Consider the following 24,855-nt stretch of genomic DNA (forward strand, 5'->3'; position numbering starts at 1 on the left):
AAAGACGGAAAACCGCGCGCGCAAACACGCGCAATTCAAAAGGATAAGTCAGCTTTGGGGTTGCACGCATGGCCTTGAGCATGATAGACGCCGTGGCATTACCACCGTTGCCCCAATGGCGGAATTGGTAGACGCGCCGCACTCAAAATGCGGTTCCGAAAGGAGTGCTGGTTCGATCCCGGCTTGGGGTACCATTTCCTAGAAATCACGTTGATTTTCCCGGATTCCACCAATCCTAACGGCGTCCGAAAATTTAAAAAATTTTACCGCAACGGATTAGCAAGCATCCAAAAATTTAAAGAATTTCTATGTTAGAGGACATGATAATTATTCCCAAATGCGACACACACCTTCTCTAAGGTATGCTTATCAGGTGCAGATTCTGCAATCAGAAGGTCTCGTTGTAGGCGAAGCGCTATAGCATGTTTATATAACTTCTTACTGGTGCGCTTATCGAACACGTTGATTACGGGGATGTGGTAGAGTTGCCCAATCTGCTCCAAATCTTCAATTTCCAAATCGTGAACAGTGACACCGTATGCACTGAGTTTTTGATAAGCCTCAGGATCATAACGGTGCAAATCGTCTGCTTCCGGCTGAGCAAGCCCAAGCGGCGTATGAGCAAGACATTTGTGTGAACACTGTCCAGAACTATCTATGGATGACGCAGTTTCTTCAGCGACCGTTATTTCAAGTATTGATGCCATCTATTCTATGCTCTTCATAAATCTTCTTTGCAGCGCAAACTTCAACAAGACCCTCAATTCTTTTCTTTGATAGCCCTGTATTTTCAAATATTTCGTATTTCGACGTTACCCCTTTTTCCAATGCGAGTACTAGAACCATGGTGGCCCGTGCACCTAAATGAGCTAAATCAATAACTCCGGGCTTAGGGCCCGTTTTGGGTCCATATGCCTGCGGCTTCTCAGCATCGGGAAAGTTCTTTTTAGAGAATCCGGATAAGAATTGAGAGGTGTAAGACACTTTAACAAACCCCAAACGGTTGAGGCGCACCATCATCGCGCTAACACTGCACTTAAATATCTCCGACAGCTTTATTGCGCTTCTTTTCGAAAAATCATAATCTGCAAAAGAATACTTTCCATTACCTATCTCCTCGAGTAGATCCTCCCTGGGTATTATAAGAGACGCAGCAAATTCATTTGCATAAGCCTCAACCTCATTATCATATTCATAATTGTTGCTAATAGCCGACCTTTTACCAAATATGTGAGATAGCTCGTGCGCGAGCGTAAAGCATTTAGCCGCGGCGTTTCGATTTCCCGAGTTTACGAAAATCATATTAGAAGTAAAATTCTCATGGTAAAGCGCAAAACCATCTATGCCAAGAGATATATTGTGATCTTGAATTACATATACACCAAGACTCTCAATTGATTTTCTAAATTTTCGGTAGAAATCATTTTTATCTTGTGCAGATTCGCGTATTTCTTTCAGCCCAATCAAGCCTTCAACTGACTTCGCAAATTGCTCTGGATTCTCATCAGTCTCGGCAGAGTAGATTTTGTCGGGCGCATCCAAGTCTAACCGAGTGTAAAGCAGAGAAAGAAAATCCTGAAGATGGAATAGGTATTCAAATTTACTAGAATCCTTTCCATATTGTAGAGATACGGGTTTAGACGCTCGGAAATCGATTATTTTCGAAGGCGGAAGTTTAAAATTTTCTACAAAGAAAGCGTATGGAGGCACAGCGAGACGTTCAGCGAGCTTCAATATTTGATTTTTCGTTGGAGTGTTCTCACCCTCAAAAGTCTGCATAAGTTTTTTTAAACTCATGCCCGCTATGCTTGCAGCCTGATCATTCGACAAGCCACGCTCATTGATTACGCCTTTAAAGGTTGCAGGACTAAATGGCATTTTCTACCGCTGATGTATCGCTAACTACCATGCAAAACATCCTCTCAACAAGCGTAGGGGTTGCGTTTGCGTATCCGATTCTATCTCAGATAATAGACATTAAAAATGAGAAAATCTTAAAAGAATGCGACAGGGTCATAAAAATCATCAAAATGAAAGGTGACCAGATAGGTTTTTTGGATTTAGCTAGTGATCAAATCGAATTCAAGCATTATGCATTTAGGTCTTCCAAGATTGCGAGTTACCTAACCGGCTTCTCGGCTCTGGTAGGCACAATAGCATTTTTTGTTCTTTTTCTATCTACGATCAATCAGAAGCTCAGTCTTTCATTGGTGGAGGCCACTTTGTTTAGCTTGCTTCTTTCAAGTCCGTTTTTCCTGGCAGGATTGCAAGTAATAAGGTGGTGGGATGGTTATGCGAAATTCTCTACAGCAATTGGGTACTACCGTGGAGACAATATGTAACCTGCCAGAATATAATTATTCAAAATTATAATTATTAAAATAGCGATCGGTAAGCGTTTGAAAAGTCTCTAATTTCATTGTTAATTCGGGCGCATCAAAAAAAATTTGATGGCGATATAAAACGTAGCCACTCACGAAACTTTGCTTATGCACTCCCCGAGTATTACCGGGCTTTCATTTGCCAGATGCGGCGGACTCGATTAGACGAATCCCGTTACACCCCGTGAGGACCGGCGACTTAATTTCGCCATCACGCCCGCCTTTTTGAAAGCCCGTCCGGGATATCTGCTTCTTCGCGAAGTTTGAGGAAAACAACATGGCCAATGCGACCACCGCCGACAATAGCCGCACGCTCGCCGCTCTCGGCGTCACGGCGGGAATGATCTTCACCGTCGGCTCCGCCCTCGGTTTCCAGCATATTGGCGGTTATACGCCCTGCGCGCTGTGCCTGCTGCAGCGCGATCCCTATTATTACGCCATTCCGGCGGGCATATTGGCCATTGCGACCAGCATCTTCAAATTGCCGGTTCAGATCACCCGGCTGCTGCTTGCCCTTATCGGCGTGGCGATGTTGATCGGCGCCGGGCTCGGCGTTTATCATGCCGGTGTGGAATGGGGTTTCTGGGAAGGGCCGATCACCTGCGCCACCGGGGCGCCTTCCATCACCACCAATGCCGGCGATCTGCTGGGCAATCTGAACGCCATCAAGGCGCCTTCCTGCAACGACGCCGCCTTGCGGGTGCTCGGCCTTTCCTTCGCGGGCTGGAATGTCATCGCAAGCGTTGCACTTGCGGCAGTCGCCTTTTTTGGCGCGAGCCGTAAAAGCCGGTAAGCGGAAAACCGCGTTGCAGTCCTCGAAAGATCAGGGCTGCAGTTCGGTATCCCAGTAAAGATAGTCCATCCAGCTTTCGTGCAGATAATTGGGCGGGAACAGCCGCCCGTTATTGTGCAAATCCTGAACCGTGGGCTGGAAGGGCTTCTGCGCCGGGAACATGCCCGCCTGTTTGGGAAGCTTGCTGCCTTTTTTAAGGTTGCAGGGAGAGCACGCCGCAACGACATTGTGCCAGGTGGTTTCACCGCCATGCGCGCGGGGAATCACATGGTCGAAGGTCAATTCGTCCCGCGTGCCGCAATACTGGCATTCGAACTTGTCCCGAAGGAAAACGTTGAAGCGGGTGAAGGCGGGGTTGCGGGTGGGCTGCACATAGGTCTTGAGGCTGACGACGCTCGGCAGCCGCATGGAAAAGCTGGGGGACGACACCGCGTGATCATATTCTGCAATGATGTTCACACGGTCTAGAAAGACGGCCTTGATCGCGTCCTGCCAGGACCATAACGACAAGGGATAATAACTCAGTGGCCTGTAGTCTGCGTTCAGAACGAGCGCCGGCAGGGCCTGTGGTGAAACTGCAATCGTCAAGGGCTTCTCCTGAGCGATTCGGCATCTGCACTTGTATATTAGGTCCGTTGTTACAGGATTGTGAAGCCTATAAATGCAGCGGCGAAGAGCTTAATTTTTGAGCCGTAAAATGGCCTTTTTCGCATTCCTGACGATCGAACGGCACGGTAACACTTCCGGCGTTGTGACACCGCTGGCCGATGCGGCAGGAAGGCGATTCGGGCCTTTGCCAGGCACAAATCCTTCTCACACCGGATGCACTATCGGTGATATGATTACCCCCGACGGACGACTGGAAAATCAATGCGCGCCGGGCATGGCAAATGTGCGGCGGCGCCATTCATCATTTCCGTCAATGGAGGAACGGTCATGAGGTTGGGCAGGCAGCAAGCGGCAGCATTGCGGGGCGGCCTGGCGGCCGGCGTCCTGAGCGCCATGATCTGCCTCTCCGCGGGCGCCCATGCCCAGCAGTATCAGAATTTCGAAGTAACGCCGGATGGCCGCGGCGGGGCGCAGGGAACGATCGGCGGGCGCAATTTCGAAGTTTACCGAAATTACGACCGGCCACCGGCAAGCCGCGCCTCCCCCGAGACCCGGCGTGAACTCAGGCGGGCTGTCCCGCAGCAAACCTGTATTGTCGACACCGAAGGGCGAACCCGCTGCAGGTGAGCGCGAACCCGGCTTCCCCGCTGTTTTCAGCGCGCTGTCACAAAATTAGATTTCGTTAAAATGCAATCTATCGACTTAAACGGCCCGCAAGAATGGGTCGCTATGGTGCCAGGCACAAGACAAGACAATTGTGCAGGGGCAAGGACATGGCGAAGAGAACAATCCGTCTGGCAAAGTTTTTTGCCGTCGCTGCCGGCGTGGCGGCAAGCGTTGCGACAACGGCATCGGCCGTCCAGCTCGGTGGCCTTGCCCAGAAGCCCGGCGCCTCGCGGCCCGGCCAGTTCATGGCCACGAGCCGTCCCACCATCGCACCCATTGCCTTCGCGAAATTCTGTGAAAGCGCCGCCGACCAGTGCCTCCGGATTGGCGACCGCGATACGGTGGAACTGAGCAAGCAGAAGCGCACGGAACTCCAGCGCATCAACGCCGAGATCAACACCTCGATAATCTATGCCAGCGAACAGGATGGCGAAGACGACTGGAAACTGAACCCGGCAAGCGGCGACTGCGAAGATTTTGCGGTGACCAAGCGGCAACGCCTCCTGCGCGCCGGCTGGCCCTCGGGCGCCCTGCGCATCGCCACAGCCCGCACAACGGATGGCATAGGACATGCCGTTCTGGTCGTCAGCACTAGCCAGGGCGATCTGGTGCTGGATAACCGCACCAATGTCGTCAAGCCGTGGAAAGCGGTGGATCTGAAATGGATCAAGATCCAGTCGCACGAGGACCCGCGTGTCTGGCTGAAACTCTAGAACACGGTTTCAGGCTAAAGCCGCCCTTTCGGACGGCAGGCATTTCGATTGCCGGTTTAAGGCAACGTATCTTTCCACCCTCAAAGCGGGTATTCTTTCCCCACAGAATCGGCGCGTCAACGCAGCTTTGGCGGGCGATGCGGCAGCCGCCTTCAACGCTCTTGACCTTGTGCGGGAGAGACAGTATCGGCAGCTATGCCCAAGGTGCTCAACTGGATTCGCGGTCGTAAACAACCAGCCTCCCGCGACGACCGGAGGCGGCGCAGAATTGACCTTGGCGACAAGCCGGCTTCCTTCCCGATCTATGCCATTGGCGACGTGCATGGCAGCCTCGACCTGCTGTTGCAGGCGGAGCGGAAAATTCTTGCCGATCTGGGACCCGATCCCTCACCCGCGCTGGTCGTTCTCCTCGGCGACTATGTCGATCGCGGGCGCGATTCCCGTGGCGTTCTCGAACATTTGCTGCAGCCGCCGCCCGCGCCGCTGCGCCGTATTGCGCTTTGCGGCAACCATGAGCAGCTCTTCCATGACTTTCTCGAAAATCCGCAGCAGAATATGCACTGGCTGGACTTCGGCGGCCGCCAGACGCTTTTATCCTACGGCGTCGATATCGACTATTTCCTGCAAAAGGGCCGCCTGAGACTGCAACCATTCAGGGACGCCCTGCTCGGCGCAATTCCGCAGACCCACCGCCAGCTTTTATCCAGCCTGCCGATCTACGCCCGTATAGGACCCTATATTTTCGTGCATGCCGGCTTGAGACCGGGATTGCCGCTGGAGGCGCAGACGGATGAGGACATGCTCTGGATCCGGGAACCGTTCCTGTCGCAGGGGGCCGGGCTGGATCTCGTCGTCATCCACGGCCACACGCCGGTAACCGAGCCGGAAACCGGCCCGCAACGAATCGGCATCGACACGGGTGCATTCACCACGGGCAGGCTTACCGTTCTCAGGCTTTCGGATGCGGGCTTGCACCTGATAGACTAACCCAGGCATTTCTGTACTTACAAAAATCTTGCATATGTCGCCCATTTATTGTACGTACAAAATATGAAAATCACTTATGACGAAACGAAGCGGCTGACGAATATCGAGAAACATGGCCTCGATTTTGCCGATCTGACGATAGAGTTCTTTGCAGGCTCTATCGTTCTTCCCGCCAAGGAAGACCGCTTTATGGCTATAGGTGAGTTTCAGGGTCGCATCATCATTGCGGTGGTGTTCAGCCCGCTAGGTTCGCAGGCCCTGTCCGTCATTTCCATGCGGCCAACCAGCACCAGGGAAAGGAGGCTCTCATGCCCGTAAAGTTTTCTTCGAAACGCCCGCTTACCAATAAGGAAGAAGCGGAGATTCAGAAAATGATAGCGTCCGATCCGGACGCCCCCGAAGCCACCGATAAAGAGATGGCGCAAGCCAAACCGTTCGGGGCGGTTTTCCCTGACCTTGCCAAGAGCATTGATCGGGAGATTGCCCGCCGTGGCAGGCCAAAGGCGGATGCGCCGAAAACGCCGGTTACGATCCGTCTCGATCCTGATTTAGTGGAGCACTACAAAGCCATGGGCAAGGGCTGGCAGTCACGCATCAATAGCGACCTGAGAAAGCTATCCGGTCTTCCCTGATCACTCCAACGCCCAAAGCCGCCCCGCCGGCGTTAGACAGCACGCCCAAGAGAAGGCTCGAAAGCGGCATCAAGGCCTGGCTTCAACTAACTCGCCTGCCGCTCAGAATATCATCGAGGACCGCCATTTGCTGGCGATTCCATTCAACGGCGTCCTCAAACGCCCTGTTTCCCAGTTCCCACCGCTGATCGCGGCTGGAGGCGAGCTGCAGGATCGCGTCGGCGAAAGCCCGATGGTCATTATCCTCCACAATGACCACGCCGCGCCGGTATCGCTCCGAAAGTCCCCTCACGCCTGTCCGGGTGCTGATCGTGGGAACACCGGCAGCCAGGGCATCGAGCAGTTTTATATTGATGCCTGTTCCGAGCGTGATGGGATTGATGGAGAGCGGCGCGCGCGCGAAGGCGTCCTTCAGATTATCCACGCGACCGAGCTTGAGAATGCCCTCTCCGTCTTCGATCTTGCCGCATATGCCGCCCGCCAGAACCAGACGAATATCCGGCCGGGCCACCCTGACCAGCGGCATGACGCTCTGCACGAACCCCTTCAGGGAAATGATGTTGGCGTCGTTGCCGGAACCGAGGAACAAGAAGTCGCTCGGTGTGAAGTCTTCCACTCTTCCACCGAGATCGAGAATATGGCTGACGGTCGCAACAACCGGCGGCTCTGCCCCCAGCCGCTGCCTGAACGTCCGCTCCTCTTCCTCCTGAATGGCGACCACCACATCCGCACGGCGGAAAGCCCTGCTCTCCGCGGCCGGCGGAACGGAGAACCAGTATCCATATTTGTTCGCGGTGTTGACGAAAGCCTTGTGTCGGTCCGCGAAGGAATCATGGGTGTCGAGAATGCGCAGCACAGCCTTCGGCAACCCCAGGAACGCCCGCGAATGAAAGGCATATTCGACAATGACAGCATCGAGACCAAGCCGGCGCTGAAGGTCCCGAACCTGCCGGCCGATTTCGGGATAATAGAACTCGTCGAGGTGATTATAAAAACCGCTGTCGCGACCGAGAAGGCGGTGGACCTTTCGAATCGCTCGAAACGCTATGACTTCAGCTTCGAAACCCAAATCCCCGATAAGCCGTGTTTTAAAACGATTCCGCTGCCGTGATACGAAATGCAGGCGTCCGGAACCGAATTCCGCTTCATGCACGACCGGATCGAAATCGGCGGCAATCGGGGTATCAACATAGACGAAATGCACCTCATGTCCCAGGCTGCGAACGGCACGCGTCAGCTGGAGAATCCGGCTGCGATTACCCTCGGACGCAGGAACGGCGGGAATGGCTGAGACGAAAGCGACTTTCATGAGAACGATTGATTCTGTTTTGGAAAGGACTCGAAAATCTGAAAATTGTTTTTTGACAGGCTGAGAACATCAGGCAATTTCCGCTTGACCTGCTCGCGAAGGTCATCAGCATTATCGACGAACTCCATCAAGGCATTCCTTATTCCGTCATCGCTATAGAAGGCGGAGGGAGCGAGCAGTTCCGACGAAGATAGGGCGAAATGCTGGTATAGCCCTTCGAATTTCCCCTGATAGGCGATACATATGACCGGAACGCCTTTACCCAGCCCTGCTATTGCGAGATGCATGCGCCCACTGACAATTCCATCCAGTTGCCTGCAATGCCCTTGAGAACGGATGCGGACCACTTGCCGTTCAGATATCGAACCCTATCTGCCAGCGAATCAGGAACCTGCCCGGCAATCGCCTGAAGGCAAAATTGGTCACCGAAACCCTCCCGGTAATCATGCGGCATAAGAAGCCAGCAGACGGGTCGTGCATCCGCCACGAAGTGCAATGCCTCAGCTCCACGCTTGATGATGGTATCGACCTGGCTGCGGTCAGCATTTTTGAACAGCATGGGATGCAGGTTGAAGCCCATCACCCTGTATCCCTCGTCACGTTTCCGTTTGATCCAGGAGACGGTGTCTTGATCCGGTTCTGAGGCAACAAGGCTGAACGCCGAATCGGCAACCAGTACCGCGTTTGTCCTGGCGAAGGATTGCAGGCGGCTGAGGGAAACCGGATCGCGCACATTAATCGAAACGTCGGGATGCAGGGCGCTATAAAACATAGCCAGAGCGGGATGAGGCGCTTGATTGAAACTGAAACCGAGGATGACATTTTTTATCCCGGCAGCCGCAGCCAAATCAGCACTTGCCAGGAGTTTTGCGCTGACCAACGGATGGTAATATCCATCCATCACATCCGCTCCAACCACCACGACGCAATCGTATCGCCGCGCTTCAAAGTGATTTAGAAGTGCTTCGGAAAAATCAATTTCGCCAAAGAGATCGACGGGATTAAATCCCCTCTGGCGAACCAGGTCCGCGGCACCTGTTCCCTCGACCAGTATATCGACTTCGACATCAGGATTTCTTGCGCGAGCATGCTGAACTGTCGCGGTGATCATGGCATCATCACCGATAGAGCCAAAAACGGAATAGGGATCGCAGGCGACAATCAAAACCCGATTTATATGATCCCCACCGGGGAGTTTTTTTATACGTCGCTTCTGCTCCTGCAGCGCGTGAAAGAAGTGACGAATGGCAACATCCTGATTGCGGCGTTCATTGTACTTCACCCATTCACGATGCAGCGGCGCGGGAATGATTTTTTTTATGAGCTTACGCATTCACTTCCTTCCGTGGGAGTACCTTGCTCGTGACGAAAAGAAGGGCCGACCGCGCCTGCGTTCGGGCAACCAGCGCTATGAGCAAAAAATAAATTAAGACGAAAATAGATCCGAGCAGTATTGCAGACATGAAATCGCCCAAACCCAGCACGGAAACTTCAGGGCGCATCCATTGAACGATGACAAAGCAGAGACCGCTGGTGGCAAAACTCGGCAGAAGCAGAGACATTATTCTTCGGAGCGACACGCCCAATTCGCGCGAAACATAAAAGAACGTAAAGGGCGTGGAAGCAAGCTGGCCAAATACGTAAACAATGACGAGTTCATCGATACCGCTTGTCGGTATGAAGACAATCATCAGAATTGTGGCAATCGATTTGACGGCGCCGGCAATCAATACCTTGTTCGGGCTGCCGCGTGCGGAGAGAAACGGGCCGTTTTGAAATTGTACACATTGTAAAGCACCGAGAAGCAGCAGGGGTCTCGCGATCTCATCTGCCCCTTGCCACTGCGCCCCAAACAAAACGCGGCAAATCTCCGGCGTCAGTGCCGCAAAAAGCACGAAGGCTGGTGTCGAGACAATTGCGGATATTGCGATCAACTGCTTGTAAAGTTCCGCCATGCGTTCGCGCTCGTGCGAGACGCGCGAAAGCACCGTCAGCGACACGTCATAAAGTGCCGACTGAAGCAATTGCATGAGAAGTTGATAAAGGCGGCTGCCGACGGTGTAGAGACCGAAGAGCGCGACCCCGTAACGCCCCAGGATCATGAAATCGATCAGGCGCGTGGCCGCGAAATCGACAATACGAAGGCCGAGCGCCGACGAACCGAAGCGAAGCAGTTCGACGAAGGTGCCGGGGTTGAGAGTGGTGCCCGGCAGCCAGTGCGGTTTTCGCCAGAGCCAGATCAGCGTGACGATGGTGGCGACATAGGTCTGCACGACGAGGCTCCAGACGCCCATGCCCATGATCGCGAAAACAATCGCCACGCCGCCGCCGACGATGTTCGATATGAAGGTTCTGATTGCCAGCGGCTTGAAAGCCAGTGCGCGGCGATAATTCACCTCCTGAAACATCGATGCCGTGTTCAGCGGCAGCAATATGCAGATAGCCACGATGACCGGCGCCAGACCTTCGACCTCGAACCAGCGTTCCAGTTCCGGTGAAAACACACAGACGGCAATGGCCAGCAGCGTCGCGACCGCAACCGAGGCATAAAATGGCAGATTGACGTCGCCGGGTTCCAGGTTGCGTTTCTGCACGATCGCATCTGCGAATCCGAACTCCGACACCATCTGGATCAGCATCAGCACCAGCCCGGCGGTGGCGACCATGCCGTAGTCGGTAGGACTGAGGAAACGGGCCAGAACGATGAAGAGAATGGAGGTGAAAAGCTTGCCGCCCCAGTTCTGGACGATGGACCAGAACACGCCTTTCAGGGCAGCATTGCCTATCGACGTAGCTTCGGACATCAATTCACCACCCGTAAAGCCGGCCGCGTTGACGCAACATGCGCAGCGACCTCGACGCCCAGGCCGTGAAAGCGGAGGCTGCCCTTATTGCTTCCCACCATATGCTCTCTCCTTCGAAGAAAACCGCAGCAACAGACCGGGTCCGTTGCCGGTTAAGATGCACGCAGGGTTCGGCTTTGCCTGTAGCGCGTCAGGACGTCCTCATAGAGTTTCACATAATTTTCGCCGACCCGACGCGAGGTGGATTCCTCGACGATGTTTCCGAAATCCGCCTCCGTCGGCAATTCTTCGCGCGAGAGCGTCAGCACCCGGCGGATACGGGCGGCAAGGTCGCTGGCGTTGCCTGGCTCAAACAGCCAGTCATGGTTGGTCTCGCCAATCAGTTCCGGAATGCCACCGGAGGCTGCGCCGATGACCGGCACGCCCATGGCATAAGCTTCGTAGATCGTGCGTGGCGAAGGCTCCGCCCAGAAGGAAGGAACGATGAGCACGTCGATCTCTTCGAGAAACTCCTTCGGTTTCGCCCAGCCGACGAATTCGATCGGCAGATCGCCGGCCTGAGCTGTGAAACGTTCGATCGAATCGTCCATCGCATGGCCGGCGACCAGACAGCGCCAGTTGCCGTGACCGATTTCCTTGAAAGCATCGACCATGTTGCCGACGCCTTTTTCCGTATTGATGCGGCCGATATAACCAAAGGTCAGCGGCCGGCCAGTGCGGTCGATCTGCCGGCGTGCGACGGGATCGCCCTCGGGAACCGTGCAGGAATAAAAGATGACGCGGCGCAGGCTTTCCGGAATGTGGTGGAAAAGCCCGTGATTGACATGCGTCTTGAGGATTTCCGTGCCGACGCTTGCGACAGCGCCGATATAACGCTGGGTGAATTTCTTGGTGAAATTCACCGCCTGACAGCCGAGATGGATGTGCTCGCAGGGCTTGCCGCCCTTGAACATGGCGGCGTTGCCGCACAGGAGATCATATTCGCAGATCGTGTGAACGATCGGAATGCCGCGCTTATGCGCCGCCCGCCACACCAGCGTCGTCACATCCAGAAGCGAGTGGGTGTTGAGAACGTCAGGCTTGAAATCGTCGAGAACGGCCTCGAACTGCTTTTCGACGTCGAAATTCCACTGCTGCTTGAGCTTCTGCATGCGCCGCTGCTGCGGCGAATATTGCGGCCAGTCCTCGAGCCAGAAATCGTTATTATGGAACATGCGGTAGACGGAGACGCCGTTGCGCATGGTTTTCGGTTCGGCCTGCCGCTCGATACAAGCGGCGCCGACCGTATGTCCCATGGAAACGAGTTCCTCGGCGAGATGTTCGACCGAGCGTTCGCATCCACCAACGATATGCGGCGGATAAAGGCTGCTAAGATGGAGAATTCTCATGCGGATACGCTCTGTTTTCCTTCATCGAAAATCTATGGCGTCCATCCCGGGCTCGTTCGTCTCCCTTCATTCCAGGAGACCAGTGAGACATCTGCAAAAATAAAAGAGCCGGAGCAGAACTAATGTTTGAAAATATGAATTACCAAAATCTACTTTTCAAAAAGCACGGGAATCGACGCTATTTCAAGTGATTTTTTTCGCGACGCGGCAAAAGCCATGCGGTGTTGCGAAAAGAACCGGTCTCGTGTTACGGTTTAGCCACTTTAAAGTGCAGGCAATCGGAAGAAATCGGTTGCGTTGCAGCTGATGATCATATTCCAGTTGATAATATCTGTTTTATTTCAAACACCTGGATTTAAGGGCGATTGTAGATGCCGAAAACTTCCAGGACATTCTGATCTCGACGTGTTGAGAGGCATCATCGCCATTTAAACGGCGACGTCCATGTGTTGACGTCTGGCTTATATTTTCTCCGGACACACCAGGAGGCGCAGATGAATGGAAAAACGCCGATAGCCATGGGCAGCCTGACACGGCGCAACCTGCTTTCAGCCGCGCCGCTTGCATTGGTCGCCGCCTCCGGTTTGCAAGCCATTCCCGCACGGGCGCAGACGGTTGCTTCAGCCAGTACCGAAGCCTTTCTGGACAGCGTAGGGGTGTGCGGTCACTTCACCCGTCCCACGGGCATCTATCCGGAACAGTTCGAGCGGATCGTGCCCGAACTCGAAGCACTGGGCGTCCGGCATCTGCGCGATGACGGGCTGATCACCGCGAGAGACAGTCGCGACAGCCCCGTCTTTCGGCGGCTGCGCCGGATCGTGGCGGCGGGCGTTCGCCTCACCGTCATCTGTTACGACAATCTCAACCCTTACGTTTCCACGCCGCTCGACAGGCTGGCGGATTTCTACGACTGGTGCGACGCGGGTATCGATATTTTCGAGGGCAGCAATGAACCGAACCTGACGAAGGATCCGCAAAATGCTCCGCGTATTTCGGCGGAGCATCAGGCGGCGCTGCACGACACCATCCGTTCGGTTCCGCGCCTGAGTGCGGTGCCAGTTGCGGCGCCAAGTTATGTCCTGTCGAACAGAGCGCTGGCGCTGGACCTGAAAAATGCCTGCGATTACGGCAATATCCACGCTTACGCCGGGATGGAACATCCCGAAACGACCGGTCCGGGGGCACTCTCGAAATCCATCGCCGCCTCGGCGCATATAGCGGCCGGCAGGCCGGTGCTCGCCACGGAAATGGGCTACCATACCTCGCTGCAAACCAAGACATTTCATTTCCCCGTCACCGAAGGCATCAAGGCGCGCTATATGCCGCGCATGCTGCTCTGGTGCTTCATCAGCGGTATCCGCCGGTCCTACATCTATGAAATGGTTTCAAGCTTCGCCGCCGATGAGACAAACCCGGAATCCTCCTTCGGCCTCCTGCGCCACGATCTCAGCCGCACCCCGGCCTACGGGGCCGTTCGCGCCCTTCTTTCCCTCTGCAGGGCAGAACGGCAAACCGGACCGGAGGAACGACAGCTCGATTTCCTCACCGCCGATTCCCAAAGATTATCCCTTCACCTTACAAGGACGGACGGTGCTTTGCTCGTGCCTGTCTGGCTGGGAATTTCCGGCTGGCAATGGCCGGCCCGCATCGAAAACCCGCCCGCCGAACGGGTTGCGACATTTTCGGTGGCCGGCCAGCATAGTCATGTTATCGCACACCGTTTCCGCGATGACGGCTCCGTGAGCCAGCAGACAATCACGCAGGAAAGTGGGCAATACCGGCTTTCGGTCAGCGACCAGCTTACGGTTCTGGAAGTTTTCTGAATGGCGCCGACGAAATGCCGCATCGCAAAATTGTGTGTATCGCGCCTGTCCATTGCATGATAACCTGCTTGAATACTGGACTTCCGCCCCGCGAAAGCGGCCGCAATATAATACTAAATATATCTTTATTTTTATAGATTGACGATGATGAAAAACTTTAAAGAAGCGCCCGCTGCCGGGGCGCAGCGTCTTGATGTTCTTCAGGTGATGCGCGCCGTCGCGGCAACCATGATTGTTGCGCTGCACGCGGACGTGAACTGGCAATTCACGCTTTTCCCACTGCATCTGCTGCGGCTGGGCGGCGGTGTCGACCTGTTTTTCGTCATTTCCGGCTTTGTCATCGTTTATGCGTCCCGGCCCTATTTCGCCGCGACAGGCGGTCGTTCCGCGTTCCTGCTGCGCCGGTTTCTCCGCATCGTTCCGCTTTACTGGTTTGTGCTGACCCTGCGGCTTGCCATGGCCGCCAGCGTGACCCTTATCAGTGCGAAGGCCTTTCCGCCGTTACAGTCGATCCTCACCTCCTACCTGTTTATTCCCTATGACAGCATGGGTTATGGCGACGCCTATCCGTTTCCGCTGATCGATCTCGGCTGGACGCTGAATTACGAGATGTTCTTTTATATCGTTTTCGCAGCGTTCATCTTCCTGCCGCTGGAGCGCGCGGTATTCACGACAGCCGGCGTGCTGTTTGCCGCCGTCGTGATCGGCTCCGCCTTCGATCTCGGCCTGCCGTTCAGCTTCTGGTTTCAGCCGATCATTCTCGAATTTGTCGCAGGCATGTTCCTGGCAGTCCTCTTCCTGCGAGGCGTTCGCCTGCCGCCCCTGCTCGGGCTCGCAACGGCCCTGTGCGGCCTGGCGCTCTGGATGCTGACCGATCTGAACAGGATAGGATTCAAGTGCGATCCGGGCTGTTATTCCTTTTCGCGGCTGCTGGTTTTCGGCGGCGGCGCGATTCTGCTGATGGCAGCGGCGACCTTGACCCGAAACATCTCCCTGCCCCGTTTCGCACGGCCGCTGGCAAAACTCGGCGATTCATCCTATGCGCTTTACCTGCTGCACCCGTTTATTTTCCGGGGCTTCAAAATTGCGCTCGGCGGCGTCACGTTCCCGCCCGAGTGGAGCAACCTCGTTTATCTCGTCATCGTCGTCAGCACCGTCGCCATAGCCCACACCTTCCACGTTTTTGTCGAAACGCCGGCCAATATCTGGCTGCGTGACCGGCTAATAACATCGCCACGGAAAGTCGCCGTGTCATGAACAAACCGGAGAAAGGCAAGGGCAGCCGTTAACAATAGCTGAGGGTTTCCGCCGCAGGTTTATTTTAGCGCTTGATCCTTTGCTTGGGCTGTGCGATTTAAAAAGAAATTTTAAATGTTGGGTAACCTTGCCCAGCATTGGATGTATTTAAAGTCGTATTTTAAAAGATTTGGAGAGTTGGATGCCCCGCATTCGTAACGGCTCGATGTTCGTTGGTGCGATGTTTATTGCCAGCATGGGTCTCTTTTCCGCTGTCGCCAACGCACAGAACGTGGAAACCGCACCGCCGGCCGCACCGCAACAGGCGCCCTCGGCCGAGAGCGCTGCAACAGGCGCACCCGTCAAGGCCGCCGATGAAACCACCGCTGCATTTCTGAGCCGCGTCAACACCACCAATCCGGACACGGTTTCGATTGCCGCAGCGGAACTGTTCAAGCAGTCTCCGACGCAGGGGATGATCAGGGATCTGGTCACCATCGCGTCCAGCACGGATGCGGCGACGGCCGACGTAACCGGAAAAGTGACGAGCGGGTTTCCGATCATCGCCGTTTCCACCAGCGCGGCACAATTCTCCGAACAGCTCTCCGGCCTCATCCTGAGTGACTCCGGCCAGTTGCCCACCATCGTCGCACTGGCCCAGAAGGTTGGCAACAAGGACTTCTCCGAAGTCGTCGGCGAAGGCCTGGCGCTTGCCCACGCCACCGCGATGAGAAACGGCAATACGATACTCGCAGCCGCCATCCAGTTGCAGACAAAGGGCGCAAACGTACCCGCCGATCTGCTGATCGCCTTTAGCGAAAATATCGAAGGAACGGCTGCCGGTCCGGCCGCCCCTGCGGCAGCGGCAGCGGCAGCGGCGGCCTCGCCGATCGGCGGCGCCGGTTCCTCGCCGGCAAGCGCCAACAGCGTCGGCGGTTCGGGAACGGCAGGTGCCGCAGGCGGCACCGCACAGGCGGGTGGCGGAAGCCCGCCGGCTGGCCGCGGCAGATCGCTTTCAACCGGCAGCACCAGCACGACGACGAGCACAAGTCCCGTTTGAGTTTGGCTTTGTCGCCTTTCCCGAGAGGAAGGCTGCCGCCAGTTCTGTGATGCAACCGTGACTTGGCGGGCCCTGCGCCCGCCGAAAAGAGCGAGGCAGACAGTTGTTACAAAGGCACGATCCCCTGACGATGGCTGACTACGATAAAAACGGACTGACGGCCGAATTTATCGATATCGACGCCGTTCTTGCGATGATCCGCCGGCAGTGGCGCATCGTGCTTGCCGCCGTCGCAGTCGCCGGGGCAATCGGCCTCGCTTTTGCCGCAACGGCCGTTCCGATCTATTCGGCGACGGCGACGCTGTTGATCGACCGCAACAACAGCCAGATTGTCGAACAGCTTTCGACGATCGGCGGCGTTATAGAGGATGAGGCTTCCATTCTCAGCCAGGTCGAGGTTCTGCAATCGGAAACCATCGGGCTTGCCGTTGTCGATAGTCTCAACCTCACGGAAAATCAGGAATTCAGGGCAACACGCGCATCGCTTCTGAGCTCGATATTCGGCACCATCCGCTCACTCGTCAATGTTTCGCAATGGTTCTCGCCAGCGAAGAAAAAAGAGGCGGTGGTTGACGATGGAACCCTGAAGAGATCGCTGTCGGACCAGCTGCTCAACGGCCTCAGCGTCAAGCGCATCGGCCGGACATATGCGCTGGAACTCACCTATAATTCGACATCGCCGGTTCTCGCCGCGCAGATCGTCAATGCCGTGGCCTCGGCCTATCTGGTGGACAAGCTGAATTCCAAATACGAGGCGACGCGGCGGGCCAGCGACTGGTTGTCCGACCGTATTGCCGAGTTGCGCCAGCGGGCGCTCGAAACCGATCTGGCCGTGCAGAAGTTTCGCGCCGAACATAATCTGATCTCGACCGGCAATGACGGCCTGCTCTCCGATCAGCAGCTGGCGGAATCCAACAGCGCGCTGATTTTGGCGCAGTCGGAAACGGCCAGGGCGCGGGCGCGGGTGCAACGCATCGAACATATTCTCGCCACCGACGATGTCGATGCGGTGGTTACCGATATTCTCGACAGCTCGGTCGCCAACGATCTGCGCAAAAAATATCTCGAAGCCTCCAAGACTGAGGCGGAAATTACCAGCAGGCTCAGCAGCAACCACATTCAGGCGGTGCGTCTGCGCAATGAAATGCAGGAATACCGACGGTTGATGTTCCAGGAAATCAGCCGCATCGCGCAAAGTTACAAAAGCGATCTGGAAGTCTCCGAAGCAAGGGAAAAATCGCTCGCCGAAAGTGTCGCCAAGGCGACCGACATCAGCAACTCCGCCAGCGAGACACAGGTTCAGCTGCGCGAACTACAGCGCGAGGCCGAAACCTACAAGAACATGTACCAGACCTTCCTGCAGCGATATCAGGAAGCGATGCAGCAGCAATCCTTCCCCGTAACGGAAGCGCGCGTGATTTCCAAGGCGATGCCGCCCAGAATTCCGAGCAAGCCGAACAAGCCCATCATTTTGGCCCTGTTCATGATCATGGGTGCCGCGGCGGGTGGCGGTATCGCCATGTTCCGCGAATTCCGCGACCGGTTTTTCCGCACCGGGGAACAGGTTCGTGACGTTCTCGGGCTGGAGTTCCTCGGCAATACCCCGCTCATCCAGAACAAGGCCGTAATAGAAGATCAGGAAGGCGGCCATCCGGCCCTGACGCGCCCCACCAGCGTCGCGCGCTACGCGGTCGACCATCCGCTCTCCTCCTTCGCCGAAACCCTGCGCAGCACCAGGCTTGCCATCGATCTCGGTATTCCCGCCAAAAGCGGAGCGCGGATTGTCGGTGTCGTCTCGGCCTTGCCGAGTGAAGGGAAATCCACGATTTCCATCAACCTGGCGCAGTTGCTTGCCGGGCAGGGTGCGCGGGTCCTGTTGCTGGATGCCGATATTCGCAATCCCGGCGCCACGCGCGCCATGGCGCGTCACGCGAGCGAGGGCCTGCTCGAAGTATTGTTGGAAGGCCGCAGCGTGCAGGATGTGCTGCTTCGTGACGAAAAGACGCGGCTCGCTTTCCTGCCCACGGTGGTCAAACAGCGTGTCCCTCATTCCTCGGAACTGCTGACCTCGGCGCAGATGCACAAGCTGCTGGCCGAAGCGAGCAATGCTTTCGACTATATCATCGTCGACCTGCCCCCGCTCGGGCCGGTGGTCGATGCCCGCGCCATGGCGGGGCGGATCGACGGTTTTATCTTCGTCACCGAATGGGGCAAAACCGCCCGCAGGGCAGTGCGGAACACGGTGGAGAATGAGGTTCATATCCGCAAGAAGTGTCTCGGCGTCGTCCTCAACAAGGTGGACACCGAAAAGCTGAAGCTTTATCGCGCCTATGGTTCGAGCGAATATTATCATTCGCGCTATACACGATATTACCATGACCAGGCGTGACGGCGTGATGCGCCTGCGGAAAATCCTCGCGGTCGTACCGGTCCTCGTCATTTCCATCTTTGTCCTGTCCGTCGCGGCGCAGGCCTTTTCGCAAAGCCGGCGTTTTTCCGATATTGTCGCATTGGCGCGGATCGCCGACGACAATAATGGCCTCGCGCCTGATCTCCTTGCGGAAACGGTCCCTGAACTTCAGCCCATCGTTAGCGAAAAAATCTGCCGTTCGGATATCGTCAAAGCCGGACTGAGGCTCGTTCTGGCTGATCTCGATGCGAATGGCATCGATCCGACATCCGATTCCGGCGCGGCGCGTCTCGGTTTCGCCGAGACCTTTATTCGCCATTCGCTCTCTTGTTTTCCCGCAAATGGCGATGTCTGGCTGCGTCTTGCCATGGTTCGCTCGCTGCGCAACGCCTCGCCCATGGAAGTCGCCGTGCTGATGAACTTCTCCCAGCTCTATGGGCCTGCCGATGCCAATCTGATCCGTGGGCGTTTCGTGATGTGGCAGCAGTTTCCGAAGAACACCTTGCCCGAGGCCGAGGCGGCCCGCGAGGCGGATACGGCCGTCGTCTGCGGCAGGCAGGGAGAAATCCTGCGATGGACCCTGGCGGAAGTCTGCCCAAAGCCACCGCCGGCAGACACAAAACGCTCCGCGCCGCTGTCATGATCTGAAACGATGAAACGGCTGAGCCTCGTCCATATTCGCGGCATAGCCATCACAAACAATTCCGACAAAGCCCAAAGATATGTCGCTCACCGATGCCCGATCAGAACCGCTCTCCTCCTCGCAGCCCCCACTGGTGGCGGTTCGGGACTATGTCCGGCCGGTCGCAATAGTCGCATTCTGGGCAATATTTCTGCTGGCGCTTCTCAATAGGGGCGCAACGGAAATCGAAAGTCGCATCGTCGTCACGGCCGCGATCTATCTCCTGCTGGTGCCAGCAATCCTCCTGTTCGGACCTCCGAAGGCCGGTGCAGGCAAGGTATTCGCGGCAGCCTGCCTTTTATTGGGAGCGCTCATCGTTCAGGTGCTGTTGCAGGCATCCTCCATACCCGGCATCGCGCGCGCCAATCCGGCATGGTCCACCGCCGCCATGTTCATGCAGACTGCGCCAGCCGCCACAATCTCACTGACACCTGCGGATGACCGGCTCGGCCTCTTGAGCGCCGCCCTGCCCTTCGGCGCCTTCATGACCGGCCTCGTACTTTTCGATAGCGACGAGCGTGCGGCAAAGACGCTGCGATGGTTCGCAATTGCCGGTGGCTGGCTTGCGCTGTTTTCCATCGTGCAATTCGCGCTTTTCCCCGAAGCTCTCGGCTTCATCCAGAAGCGTTTTTATCTCGGCAGCCTTACGGGCCTTTTTGTCAACCGCAATACCGCCGCGACCTTCTTCGGTCTCATCCTTCTCACGCTCGCCGCATTATTGCACAAAAGCCTCCTCGCTCCGGATTGGGCGAGAGTAAAGGCGCTCGTGGCAAATCGCCTCACCGTGCCGGCGGAGCAGAAACAGCTCATCCGCAGAGCCGCTTTTCTCGGCGTCCTCGCGGGCTTTTGTTTCATCGCATTGATGCTGACGGGATCGCGCGCCGGCATTGGCTCAAGCCTCGCAGCGCTGATTGTCCTGATCCTGCTGATTGTGTTCAACTCCCCCGCCAGAACCGGCCGCAATGGGGCCTCCAGCCGGCGCAGGCAGCGCGGGACGAGACGTCGTGCCGCGCTCCTGATCGCAATCGCTATCGCCCTCTTCGCGCTTTTCGCCAACCGGGTGGCGCTTCGCATGGAAACGCGTTTGGAAGATGACATGCGCTTTTGTTATATGCCGGGTATCGCGCGCGCCATCGCCGACAATTGGCCGCAGGGGTCGGGCCTTGCAAGCTTTACGGAAATCTATGCGCCATATCATGTGGCGCGGTGCGGGGTGGACGCCGTCGTCACCCATGCCCACAATGTCTACGCCGAAGGGCTGCTGACACTCGGTGCGGCCTTCCCGTTTTATCTCGCTTTTTTTGTGCTCATCCAACTGGTGATTTTCATTCGTGGGGCACTGAAACGCAGAAATTATCGTTATGCCTCTCATCTCGGCCTTGCCGCGCTGCTGCTTGTCCTGCTGCATTCGACACTTGATTTTTCGCTGCAGATTCCGGGCTTTGCCATGGCCTATGCCGTTTTCCTCGCCCCGGTCGTCACGCTTTGCCTGAACCCGCCCGGAATGGAGCGGGAAGGCCGCAAACGGCGGAAACAATTTCCGGAAGACGCTGCAATGCCGGCGCCGGGCCATTCAGACCAGACAGTACAAACGCCGCTTCGTCTGCAATAACGGATCTCGCGGATGCAAAACAGGTTTCGTGATCTTAAAGGCGCAGGAATTTGAGCATGCGGATATTGCAAGTAACCTCGCTGTTTTCTCCGGATCGGGTGGGCGGTGCGGAAATATTTGTAGAAGACCTTGCGTGTGGACTTGCGGATAAGAGGCACACGGTCGCAGTAGCCGCCATCTCGCGTGAAGCGCAGGCAGCGGAACAACGCGATGGTTTCACTATTCACCGTCTCGGCCATACCACACCGTTCTTTATTGGCAACTGGGGGCAACAACCGGAATGGAAGCGAAAATATTACAAAATCGCCGTGCAACTGGATCCGCGCCTCGTTCGCCGGCTTGCGCGTGTGATCGATGATTTCCGGCCGGACGTGGTCAATACCCATTCGCTATCGGAACTGACGCCGCTGATCTGGCCGATGATCCGCAAGCGCGGCGTTCCGCTGGTTCATTCCCTGCATGATTTCACGAGCATGTGCACCAATGGCTCCCTGTTCCATGATGGGCATATCTGCGATGGCAGCAGCAAAAAATGCCGTGCCTTTTCCTATCTCCACCGGCGTTGCCAATGCGCGGTCGATGCTGTCGCCGGCGTCGGTCGCGATATCGTCGAACGCCACGTGCGGGCCGGCTTTTTCACCCATGTTCCCGAAAACCGCCGCACGGTGATCTGGAACGCCATCTCACCGCCAGATTCGCCAGAACCGCGTATTGCCCGCGCGCCCGGCGAGCCGCTGGTTTTCGGCTATCTGGGCCGCATCGAAGCGGCGAAAGGGGCTGACTTGCTGATTGAAGCGTTGCGGCTTTTGCCGCCGCAGGGCTGGCGGGCGGTCATGGCAGGCCGCGCGCCGGATGGCATCGAGACCTATCAGCAAAAGGCAGCCGGCCTGCCGGTCGAATTTCCGGGCTATGTGGAGGCCGATCGTTTCTTCGCCGGCATAGATTGCCTCATCGTGCCGCCCCTATGGCCGGAGGCCTTCGGCCGCACAGTCGCTGAAGCCATTCTGCGCGGCGTACCCGTCATCGGCGCAAATCTTGCGGGTGTTGCCGAACAGATCGGCGCGGACAGGCCGGAACGCCTGTTCGCCCCGGGCAATGCCATCGAACTGGCCGCGCGCATGGCAGAGGCGATACGCAATCCCGCCATGCTTGCGGAAACACCTGAAACCCGGGAGCGAATTCGCCAAGGCGTTGAGCCTGAAGGGGTCGTCGCGGCCTATGAAAAGCTCTATGCAGATGTTTGCAAAACCGCATGACCGTGACGACAGCGTCCCTCCTCAGGCTGCGGCTCCTTGCTTGAAAAGCCGCGCGTAGCTCTCCGCCGCCTTCCGCCACGAATATAATTTGCGGTTTTCATAACCCGCCTGGCGGAGATTTTCAGCCAGTTCCGGATTATCCAAAAGTCGCTCAAGCGCGATGACGAGGCTTTGAGTGTCAGCGGGATCGAAAGTCAGGGCGCCTTCGCCGGCAATCTCCGGTGTTGCCGAACGATTGGAGCAGACCACCGGGCATCCCAGCTGCTGCGCTTCCAGCACCGGCAGGCAGAAGCCTTCATAGGTGGAGGGGACGCAAAGGCAGGCTGCATGACGGTAAAGTTCGGCCAGTTGCCGGTCATCTATGCCGGAAAGCCGGATCAGCCGGGCCTTCAATTCCGGATCATCCAGCGCGCCGGCGATTTCCTCCGCCTCGTCGCGGCCAACATGCACGATGCGCAAATCCGGCCATTTTTTACCGAGTATGGCAAAGGCTTTGCCCAGGAGAGCGAAATTCTTATTGGACGTCGCGTTTCCGACCGCCAGTATGTAACGTCCGGGAACAGGCGGCACCGTGTCGAAAGCCCCGGGATCGACATTCAGCGTGCTGTCGGAATGAATGGTAAGGCTCTTATCGGCAGCGGCTGGATAAAAACGCCCCAGATCCTTCCGCGTCGCTTCGGATACGCAGATGACCCGATCCGAACCGGCCATCATCAGCTTGAAGATGAAATCGGTCGTCAGGGTCGCCCGCCAGCCGATCTGTTCGGGAATGGTTTTGAAATAAAGATCATGAACAAGGGTGAGACGCCGTTTGCCGCCGAGGGGACTTCCGAAAGGATCGGCATTAAATAGCACATCGATGCCATGCCGGCGGCAGAGCGCGGGCAGCATCGCGGCCTGACGCACCACATCGAAAACCATGACGCGTGGCCGCGGAGTCTCGATGAGCTGCAACCGGCTGTCGCGCAGGTTTTCAGGCAGTTGCGCCCGCGTCCAGGGAGAGCGCAGAACATAGTCATCGGTCGTCTGTTCCAGCAGCCGCTCCAGCAGGCTGAAGGTCACGCGGGCCACACCGGAGGCCTTGCCGCCATATTGGCTCGGCATGTTCACGAGAATGCGCATCCTGGCCCTTCCGCCTGTCGGCATTGCCTGTTCCTGTCGATCGCCGGGCGAAACCTCACGCCGCCTCCGTCAGCAGAGCGGAAACGGAGCGGCAGGTTTCCTCCAGTGAGAAACGCTGGCTCACTTCCTCCCGCCCCTTTTGCGCCAGCCTTTCCGCCAGAGCCGGTTGCGACAGGACACAGCCGATCGCCGCCGCCAGCGCCGATGCATCCCCCGGCGGCACGAGAAGGCCGGTTTCGCCATCACGGATGATCTCGGTAACACCGCCGCCGCGCGTGGCGACAACCGGACGCCCGCACATCATGGCCTCCACCACCACCCGGCCGAAGGGCTCGGCAACAATCGAGGTATGAGCAACCACATCCATCGCCGCCATCAGTTCCGGCACATCCGGGCGGAAACCGAGGAAACGGACGCGACCGTCGAGACCGAGACGGGATGCCTGTTCGCGGATGCGCGCCTCATAGGCCTCCTGCCCGAAAAGCGCACCGCCGACGATGACCGCCTGCACGCCCTCCATCGCCGCAATCGCGTCCAGAAACACATGTTGTCCCTTCCATTCGCTCAGCCGGCCAAAAAGGCCGACAAGCGGTTGCGGGCCAAGGCCCAGTTCCGCACGCAGCCGCGCGGCCGTGCCGGGCTCGTAAACCCTTGCTTTCGCAGGGTCGAAGCCATTGTAAACGATGCGAACCTTATCCGCCTCGCCGCCGGCCTCAATGAAAGCCCGGCCCGTCTCTTCGGAATTGACAGCCACCAGCCTGGCGAAAAGGCGCGCAAATGCCAGCGAGGCGCGGCGGTTGGCGGCGCTGAAAGCCGGATCGGTGACGATATCGTGTAAAATCCAGACGAGCGGCCGGCGGCTGAGCTTCGCGGCCAAGGCACAGACGAAAAGCGCTTTTTGCGAATTGGCGCAGATCACATCATAGCGCCTCGCCTCCCGGCTCAATTGCCAGGCGACCGCCATCACGTCGGCCGCTCCGCGCAACAGGGCGCCGAAGGACGCATTGCGGCGGATTGACAGCATTTTTTCTCCGGCGGACAGCATGATCGGAGCTCGCCCCGCATCAACGAGATCGTCTGCGGCCGCACCGCCACTGAGAAAACAGGCACGCCAGGAGTGCGGACCCGCCTTGACGAGGTCCGTCAGAAAAAGTTCGGCGCCGCCCTTCTCTCCGGTATGGCTGACGAAAAGAGCGGATGTCATGGCGTCTCCCCTGCCGGATGAGAGGACCGACGATGCATCTGTCTGTGATTGCGGGCATGAGCAGCCGACCGGCAAAAACAACGAACCTGCCCGAAAGCGACAGGAATATCTTCACCGAAAGCTGCGTGGAAACGCATATCGCTAGATAAAAACACCAGCATCAAAACC

The 24,855-nt window shown here is 56.8% G+C and carries 22 protein-coding genes, 1 tRNA gene and 1 pseudogene; 15 read left to right on the top strand and 9 right to left on the bottom strand.

All coding sequences use genetic code 11. The features are described from left to right. Positions 1–109 precede the first annotated feature (109 nt). Positions 110–194: transfer RNA gene (locus tag L901_RS03725), tRNA-Leu, on the top strand. A gap of 117 nt (positions 195–311) precedes the next feature. Here the strand turns inward: L901_RS03725 and L901_RS03730 are convergent. Then, positions 312–707 carry a hypothetical protein gene (locus L901_RS03730; protein ID WP_147401567.1) on the bottom strand — a complete coding sequence of 132 codons (396 nt, stop codon included), beginning with the start codon at positions 705–707 and terminating at the stop codon, positions 312–314. Next, positions 691–1,830, bottom strand: a complete 1,140-nt coding sequence (locus tag L901_RS03735; RefSeq protein ID WP_210178998.1) for an ImmA/IrrE family metallo-endopeptidase — start codon at positions 1,828–1,830, stop codon at positions 691–693. Before L901_RS03735 ends, L901_RS03730 begins: the two co-directional genes overlap by 17 nt. A gap of 41 nt (positions 1,831–1,871) precedes the next feature. Here L901_RS03735 and L901_RS03740 point away from each other — a divergent pair, with 41 nt between their 5' ends. Beyond that, positions 1,872–2,342, top strand: a complete 471-nt coding sequence (locus tag L901_RS03740) for a hypothetical protein (RefSeq protein ID WP_059753603.1) — start codon at positions 1,872–1,874, stop codon at positions 2,340–2,342. A 316-nt stretch (positions 2,343–2,658) separates the two neighbouring features. After that, entirely contained in the window at positions 2,659–3,174 is a 516-nt protein-coding gene (locus L901_RS03745; protein ID WP_059753605.1) for a disulfide bond formation protein B, read from the top strand. Between the two features lie 30 nt (positions 3,175–3,204). Here the strand turns inward: L901_RS03745 and L901_RS03750 are convergent, their stop codons facing one another. Next, a complete protein-coding gene (locus L901_RS03750) occupies positions 3,205–3,762 on the bottom strand; it encodes an HNH endonuclease (RefSeq protein WP_003585610.1) in 558 nt (185 codons plus the stop codon). Between the two features lie 348 nt (positions 3,763–4,110). On the opposite strand from L901_RS03750, the gene L901_RS03755 reads away from it, so the two are divergent. From L901_RS03755 to L901_RS03775, 5 genes are all read left to right on the top strand, one after another. Next, the gene (locus tag L901_RS03755; RefSeq protein WP_059753706.1) at positions 4,111–4,410 is read left to right on the top strand and encodes a hypothetical protein; all 300 of its coding nucleotides are present in this window, start codon (positions 4,111–4,113) and stop codon (positions 4,408–4,410) included. 146 nt (positions 4,411–4,556) lie between these two features. Next, the gene (locus L901_RS03760; protein WP_059753608.1) at positions 4,557–5,162 is read left to right on the top strand and encodes a transglutaminase-like cysteine peptidase; all 606 of its coding nucleotides are present in this window, start codon (positions 4,557–4,559) and stop codon (positions 5,160–5,162) included. Positions 5,163–5,357: 195 nt separating this feature from the next. Continuing rightward, on the top strand, positions 5,358–6,149 hold the full coding sequence (locus tag L901_RS03765) for a metallophosphoesterase family protein (RefSeq protein ID WP_059753611.1): 792 nt from the start codon (positions 5,358–5,360) through the stop codon (positions 6,147–6,149). Between the two features lie 63 nt (positions 6,150–6,212). Continuing rightward, positions 6,213–6,467, top strand: a complete 255-nt coding sequence (locus L901_RS03770) for a BrnT family toxin (RefSeq protein WP_059753613.1) — start codon at positions 6,213–6,215, stop codon at positions 6,465–6,467. Beyond that, the gene (locus L901_RS03775) at positions 6,458–6,781 is read left to right on the top strand and encodes a BrnA antitoxin family protein (RefSeq protein ID WP_059753616.1); all 324 of its coding nucleotides are present in this window, start codon (positions 6,458–6,460) and stop codon (positions 6,779–6,781) included. Before L901_RS03770 ends, L901_RS03775 begins: the two co-directional genes overlap by 10 nt. Before the next feature lie 82 nt (positions 6,782–6,863). Here L901_RS03775 and L901_RS03780 read toward each other — a convergent pair whose 3' ends face one another. The 4 genes and pseudogenes from L901_RS03780 to L901_RS03795 all read right to left on the bottom strand — a co-directional run bounded on the left by L901_RS03780 (position 6,864) and on the right by L901_RS03795 (position 12,282). Continuing rightward, positions 6,864–8,090: a glycosyltransferase family 4 protein gene (locus L901_RS03780; protein ID WP_059753617.1), complete on the bottom strand. Its 1,227-nt coding sequence runs from the start codon at positions 8,088–8,090 to the stop codon at positions 6,864–6,866. Beyond that, positions 8,087–9,423, bottom strand: a pseudogene (locus L901_RS03785) (polysaccharide pyruvyl transferase family protein). Before L901_RS03785 ends, L901_RS03780 begins: the two are co-directional and overlap by 4 nt. Further along, on the bottom strand, positions 9,416–10,894 hold the full coding sequence (locus L901_RS03790; RefSeq protein ID WP_059753620.1) for a lipopolysaccharide biosynthesis protein: 1,479 nt from the start codon (positions 10,892–10,894) through the stop codon (positions 9,416–9,418). The pseudogene L901_RS03785 and the gene L901_RS03790 overlap by 8 nt, the downstream one beginning before the upstream one ends. Before the next feature lie 152 nt (positions 10,895–11,046). Further along, a complete protein-coding gene (locus L901_RS03795; protein ID WP_020811771.1) occupies positions 11,047–12,282 on the bottom strand; it encodes a glycosyltransferase family 4 protein in 1,236 nt (411 codons plus the stop codon). A gap of 494 nt (positions 12,283–12,776) precedes the next feature. Between L901_RS03795 and L901_RS03800 the strand changes: the two genes are divergently transcribed. The 7 genes from L901_RS03800 (at position 12,777) to L901_RS03830 (ending at position 22,361) form a co-directional block, all read left to right on the top strand. Beyond that, positions 12,777–14,105, top strand: a complete 1,329-nt coding sequence (locus tag L901_RS03800; protein WP_059753622.1) for a hypothetical protein — start codon at positions 12,777–12,779, stop codon at positions 14,103–14,105. A 144-nt stretch (positions 14,106–14,249) separates the two neighbouring features. Next, the gene (locus L901_RS03805) at positions 14,250–15,362 is read left to right on the top strand and encodes an acyltransferase (protein ID WP_059753708.1); all 1,113 of its coding nucleotides are present in this window, start codon (positions 14,250–14,252) and stop codon (positions 15,360–15,362) included. 181 nt (positions 15,363–15,543) lie between these two features. Then, on the top strand, positions 15,544–16,401 hold the full coding sequence (locus L901_RS03810; protein WP_059753625.1) for a hypothetical protein: 858 nt from the start codon (positions 15,544–15,546) through the stop codon (positions 16,399–16,401). A 130-nt stretch (positions 16,402–16,531) separates the two neighbouring features. After that, positions 16,532–18,790: a polysaccharide biosynthesis tyrosine autokinase gene (locus tag L901_RS03815; RefSeq protein WP_059753628.1), complete on the top strand. Its 2,259-nt coding sequence runs from the start codon at positions 16,532–16,534 to the stop codon at positions 18,788–18,790. Then, positions 18,777–19,454 carry a hypothetical protein gene (locus L901_RS03820; RefSeq protein WP_020811766.1) on the top strand — a complete coding sequence of 226 codons (678 nt, stop codon included), beginning with the start codon at positions 18,777–18,779 and terminating at the stop codon, positions 19,452–19,454. Before L901_RS03815 ends, L901_RS03820 begins: the two co-directional genes overlap by 14 nt. A 79-nt stretch (positions 19,455–19,533) precedes the next feature. Next, the gene (locus L901_RS03825; RefSeq protein ID WP_059753630.1) at positions 19,534–21,105 is read left to right on the top strand and encodes an O-antigen ligase family protein; all 1,572 of its coding nucleotides are present in this window, start codon (positions 19,534–19,536) and stop codon (positions 21,103–21,105) included. Positions 21,106–21,161: 56 nt separating this feature from the next. Next, positions 21,162–22,361 (top strand): glycosyltransferase family 4 protein, encoded by a 1,200-nt coding sequence (locus tag L901_RS03830; protein WP_059753632.1) that lies wholly within the window; start codon positions 21,162–21,164, stop codon positions 22,359–22,361. A 21-nt stretch (positions 22,362–22,382) separates the two neighbouring features. On the opposite strand, the gene L901_RS03835 is transcribed toward L901_RS03830, so the two are convergent. Both L901_RS03835 and L901_RS03840 read right to left on the bottom strand, forming a co-directional pair. After that, entirely contained in the window at positions 22,383–23,483 is a 1,101-nt protein-coding gene (locus L901_RS03835) for a glycosyltransferase family 1 protein (protein WP_059753635.1), read from the bottom strand. A gap of 55 nt (positions 23,484–23,538) precedes the next feature. After that, on the bottom strand, positions 23,539–24,687 hold the full coding sequence (locus tag L901_RS03840) for a glycosyltransferase family 4 protein (RefSeq protein ID WP_059753637.1): 1,149 nt from the start codon (positions 24,685–24,687) through the stop codon (positions 23,539–23,541). Positions 24,688–24,855: the final 168 nt, after the last annotated feature.

It is taken from the genome of Agrobacterium sp. D14 (genome assembly GCF_001526505.1).
GTDB classification, from domain to species: Bacteria; Pseudomonadota; Alphaproteobacteria; order Rhizobiales; family Rhizobiaceae; genus Agrobacterium; species Agrobacterium leguminum.

What these genes read in the sequence shown, in the direction of transcription:
- L901_RS03730 (WP_147401567.1), bottom strand. Translation starts at nt 707, where the DNA reads ATGGCATCAATACTTGAAATAACGGTCGCTGAAGAAACTGCGTCATCC.
- L901_RS03740 (WP_059753603.1), top strand. Translation starts at nt 1,872, where the DNA reads ATGGCATTTTCTACCGCTGATGTATCGCTAACTACCATGCAAAACATC.
- L901_RS03745 (WP_059753605.1), top strand. Translation starts at nt 2,659, where the DNA reads ATGGCCAATGCGACCACCGCCGACAATAGCCGCACGCTCGCCGCTCTC.
- L901_RS03755 (WP_059753706.1), top strand. Translation starts at nt 4,111, where the DNA reads ATGAGGTTGGGCAGGCAGCAAGCGGCAGCATTGCGGGGCGGCCTGGCG.
- L901_RS03760 (WP_059753608.1), top strand. Translation starts at nt 4,557, where the DNA reads ATGGCGAAGAGAACAATCCGTCTGGCAAAGTTTTTTGCCGTCGCTGCC.
- L901_RS03765 (WP_059753611.1), top strand. Translation starts at nt 5,358, where the DNA reads ATGCCCAAGGTGCTCAACTGGATTCGCGGTCGTAAACAACCAGCCTCC.
- L901_RS03770 (WP_059753613.1), top strand. Translation starts at nt 6,213, where the DNA reads ATGAAAATCACTTATGACGAAACGAAGCGGCTGACGAATATCGAGAAA.
- L901_RS03775 (WP_059753616.1), top strand. Translation starts at nt 6,458, where the DNA reads ATGCCCGTAAAGTTTTCTTCGAAACGCCCGCTTACCAATAAGGAAGAA.
- L901_RS03780 (WP_059753617.1), bottom strand. Translation starts at nt 8,090, where the DNA reads ATGAAAGTCGCTTTCGTCTCAGCCATTCCCGCCGTTCCTGCGTCCGAG.
- L901_RS03790 (WP_059753620.1), bottom strand. Translation starts at nt 10,894, where the DNA reads ATGTCCGAAGCTACGTCGATAGGCAATGCTGCCCTGAAAGGCGTGTTC.
- L901_RS03795 (WP_020811771.1), bottom strand. Translation starts at nt 12,282, where the DNA reads ATGAGAATTCTCCATCTTAGCAGCCTTTATCCGCCGCATATCGTTGGT.
- L901_RS03800 (WP_059753622.1), top strand. Translation starts at nt 12,777, where the DNA reads ATGAATGGAAAAACGCCGATAGCCATGGGCAGCCTGACACGGCGCAAC.
- L901_RS03805 (WP_059753708.1), top strand. Translation starts at nt 14,250, where the DNA reads ATGATGAAAAACTTTAAAGAAGCGCCCGCTGCCGGGGCGCAGCGTCTT.
- L901_RS03810 (WP_059753625.1), top strand. Translation starts at nt 15,544, where the DNA reads ATGCCCCGCATTCGTAACGGCTCGATGTTCGTTGGTGCGATGTTTATT.
- L901_RS03815 (WP_059753628.1), top strand. Translation starts at nt 16,532, where the DNA reads ATGGCTGACTACGATAAAAACGGACTGACGGCCGAATTTATCGATATC.
- L901_RS03820 (WP_020811766.1), top strand. Translation starts at nt 18,777, where the DNA reads ATGACCAGGCGTGACGGCGTGATGCGCCTGCGGAAAATCCTCGCGGTC.
- L901_RS03825 (WP_059753630.1), top strand. Translation starts at nt 19,534, where the DNA reads ATGTCGCTCACCGATGCCCGATCAGAACCGCTCTCCTCCTCGCAGCCC.
- L901_RS03830 (WP_059753632.1), top strand. Translation starts at nt 21,162, where the DNA reads ATGCGGATATTGCAAGTAACCTCGCTGTTTTCTCCGGATCGGGTGGGC.
- L901_RS03835 (WP_059753635.1), bottom strand. Translation starts at nt 23,483, where the DNA reads ATGCGCATTCTCGTGAACATGCCGAGCCAATATGGCGGCAAGGCCTCC.
- L901_RS03840 (WP_059753637.1), bottom strand. Translation starts at nt 24,687, where the DNA reads ATGACATCCGCTCTTTTCGTCAGCCATACCGGAGAGAAGGGCGGCGCC.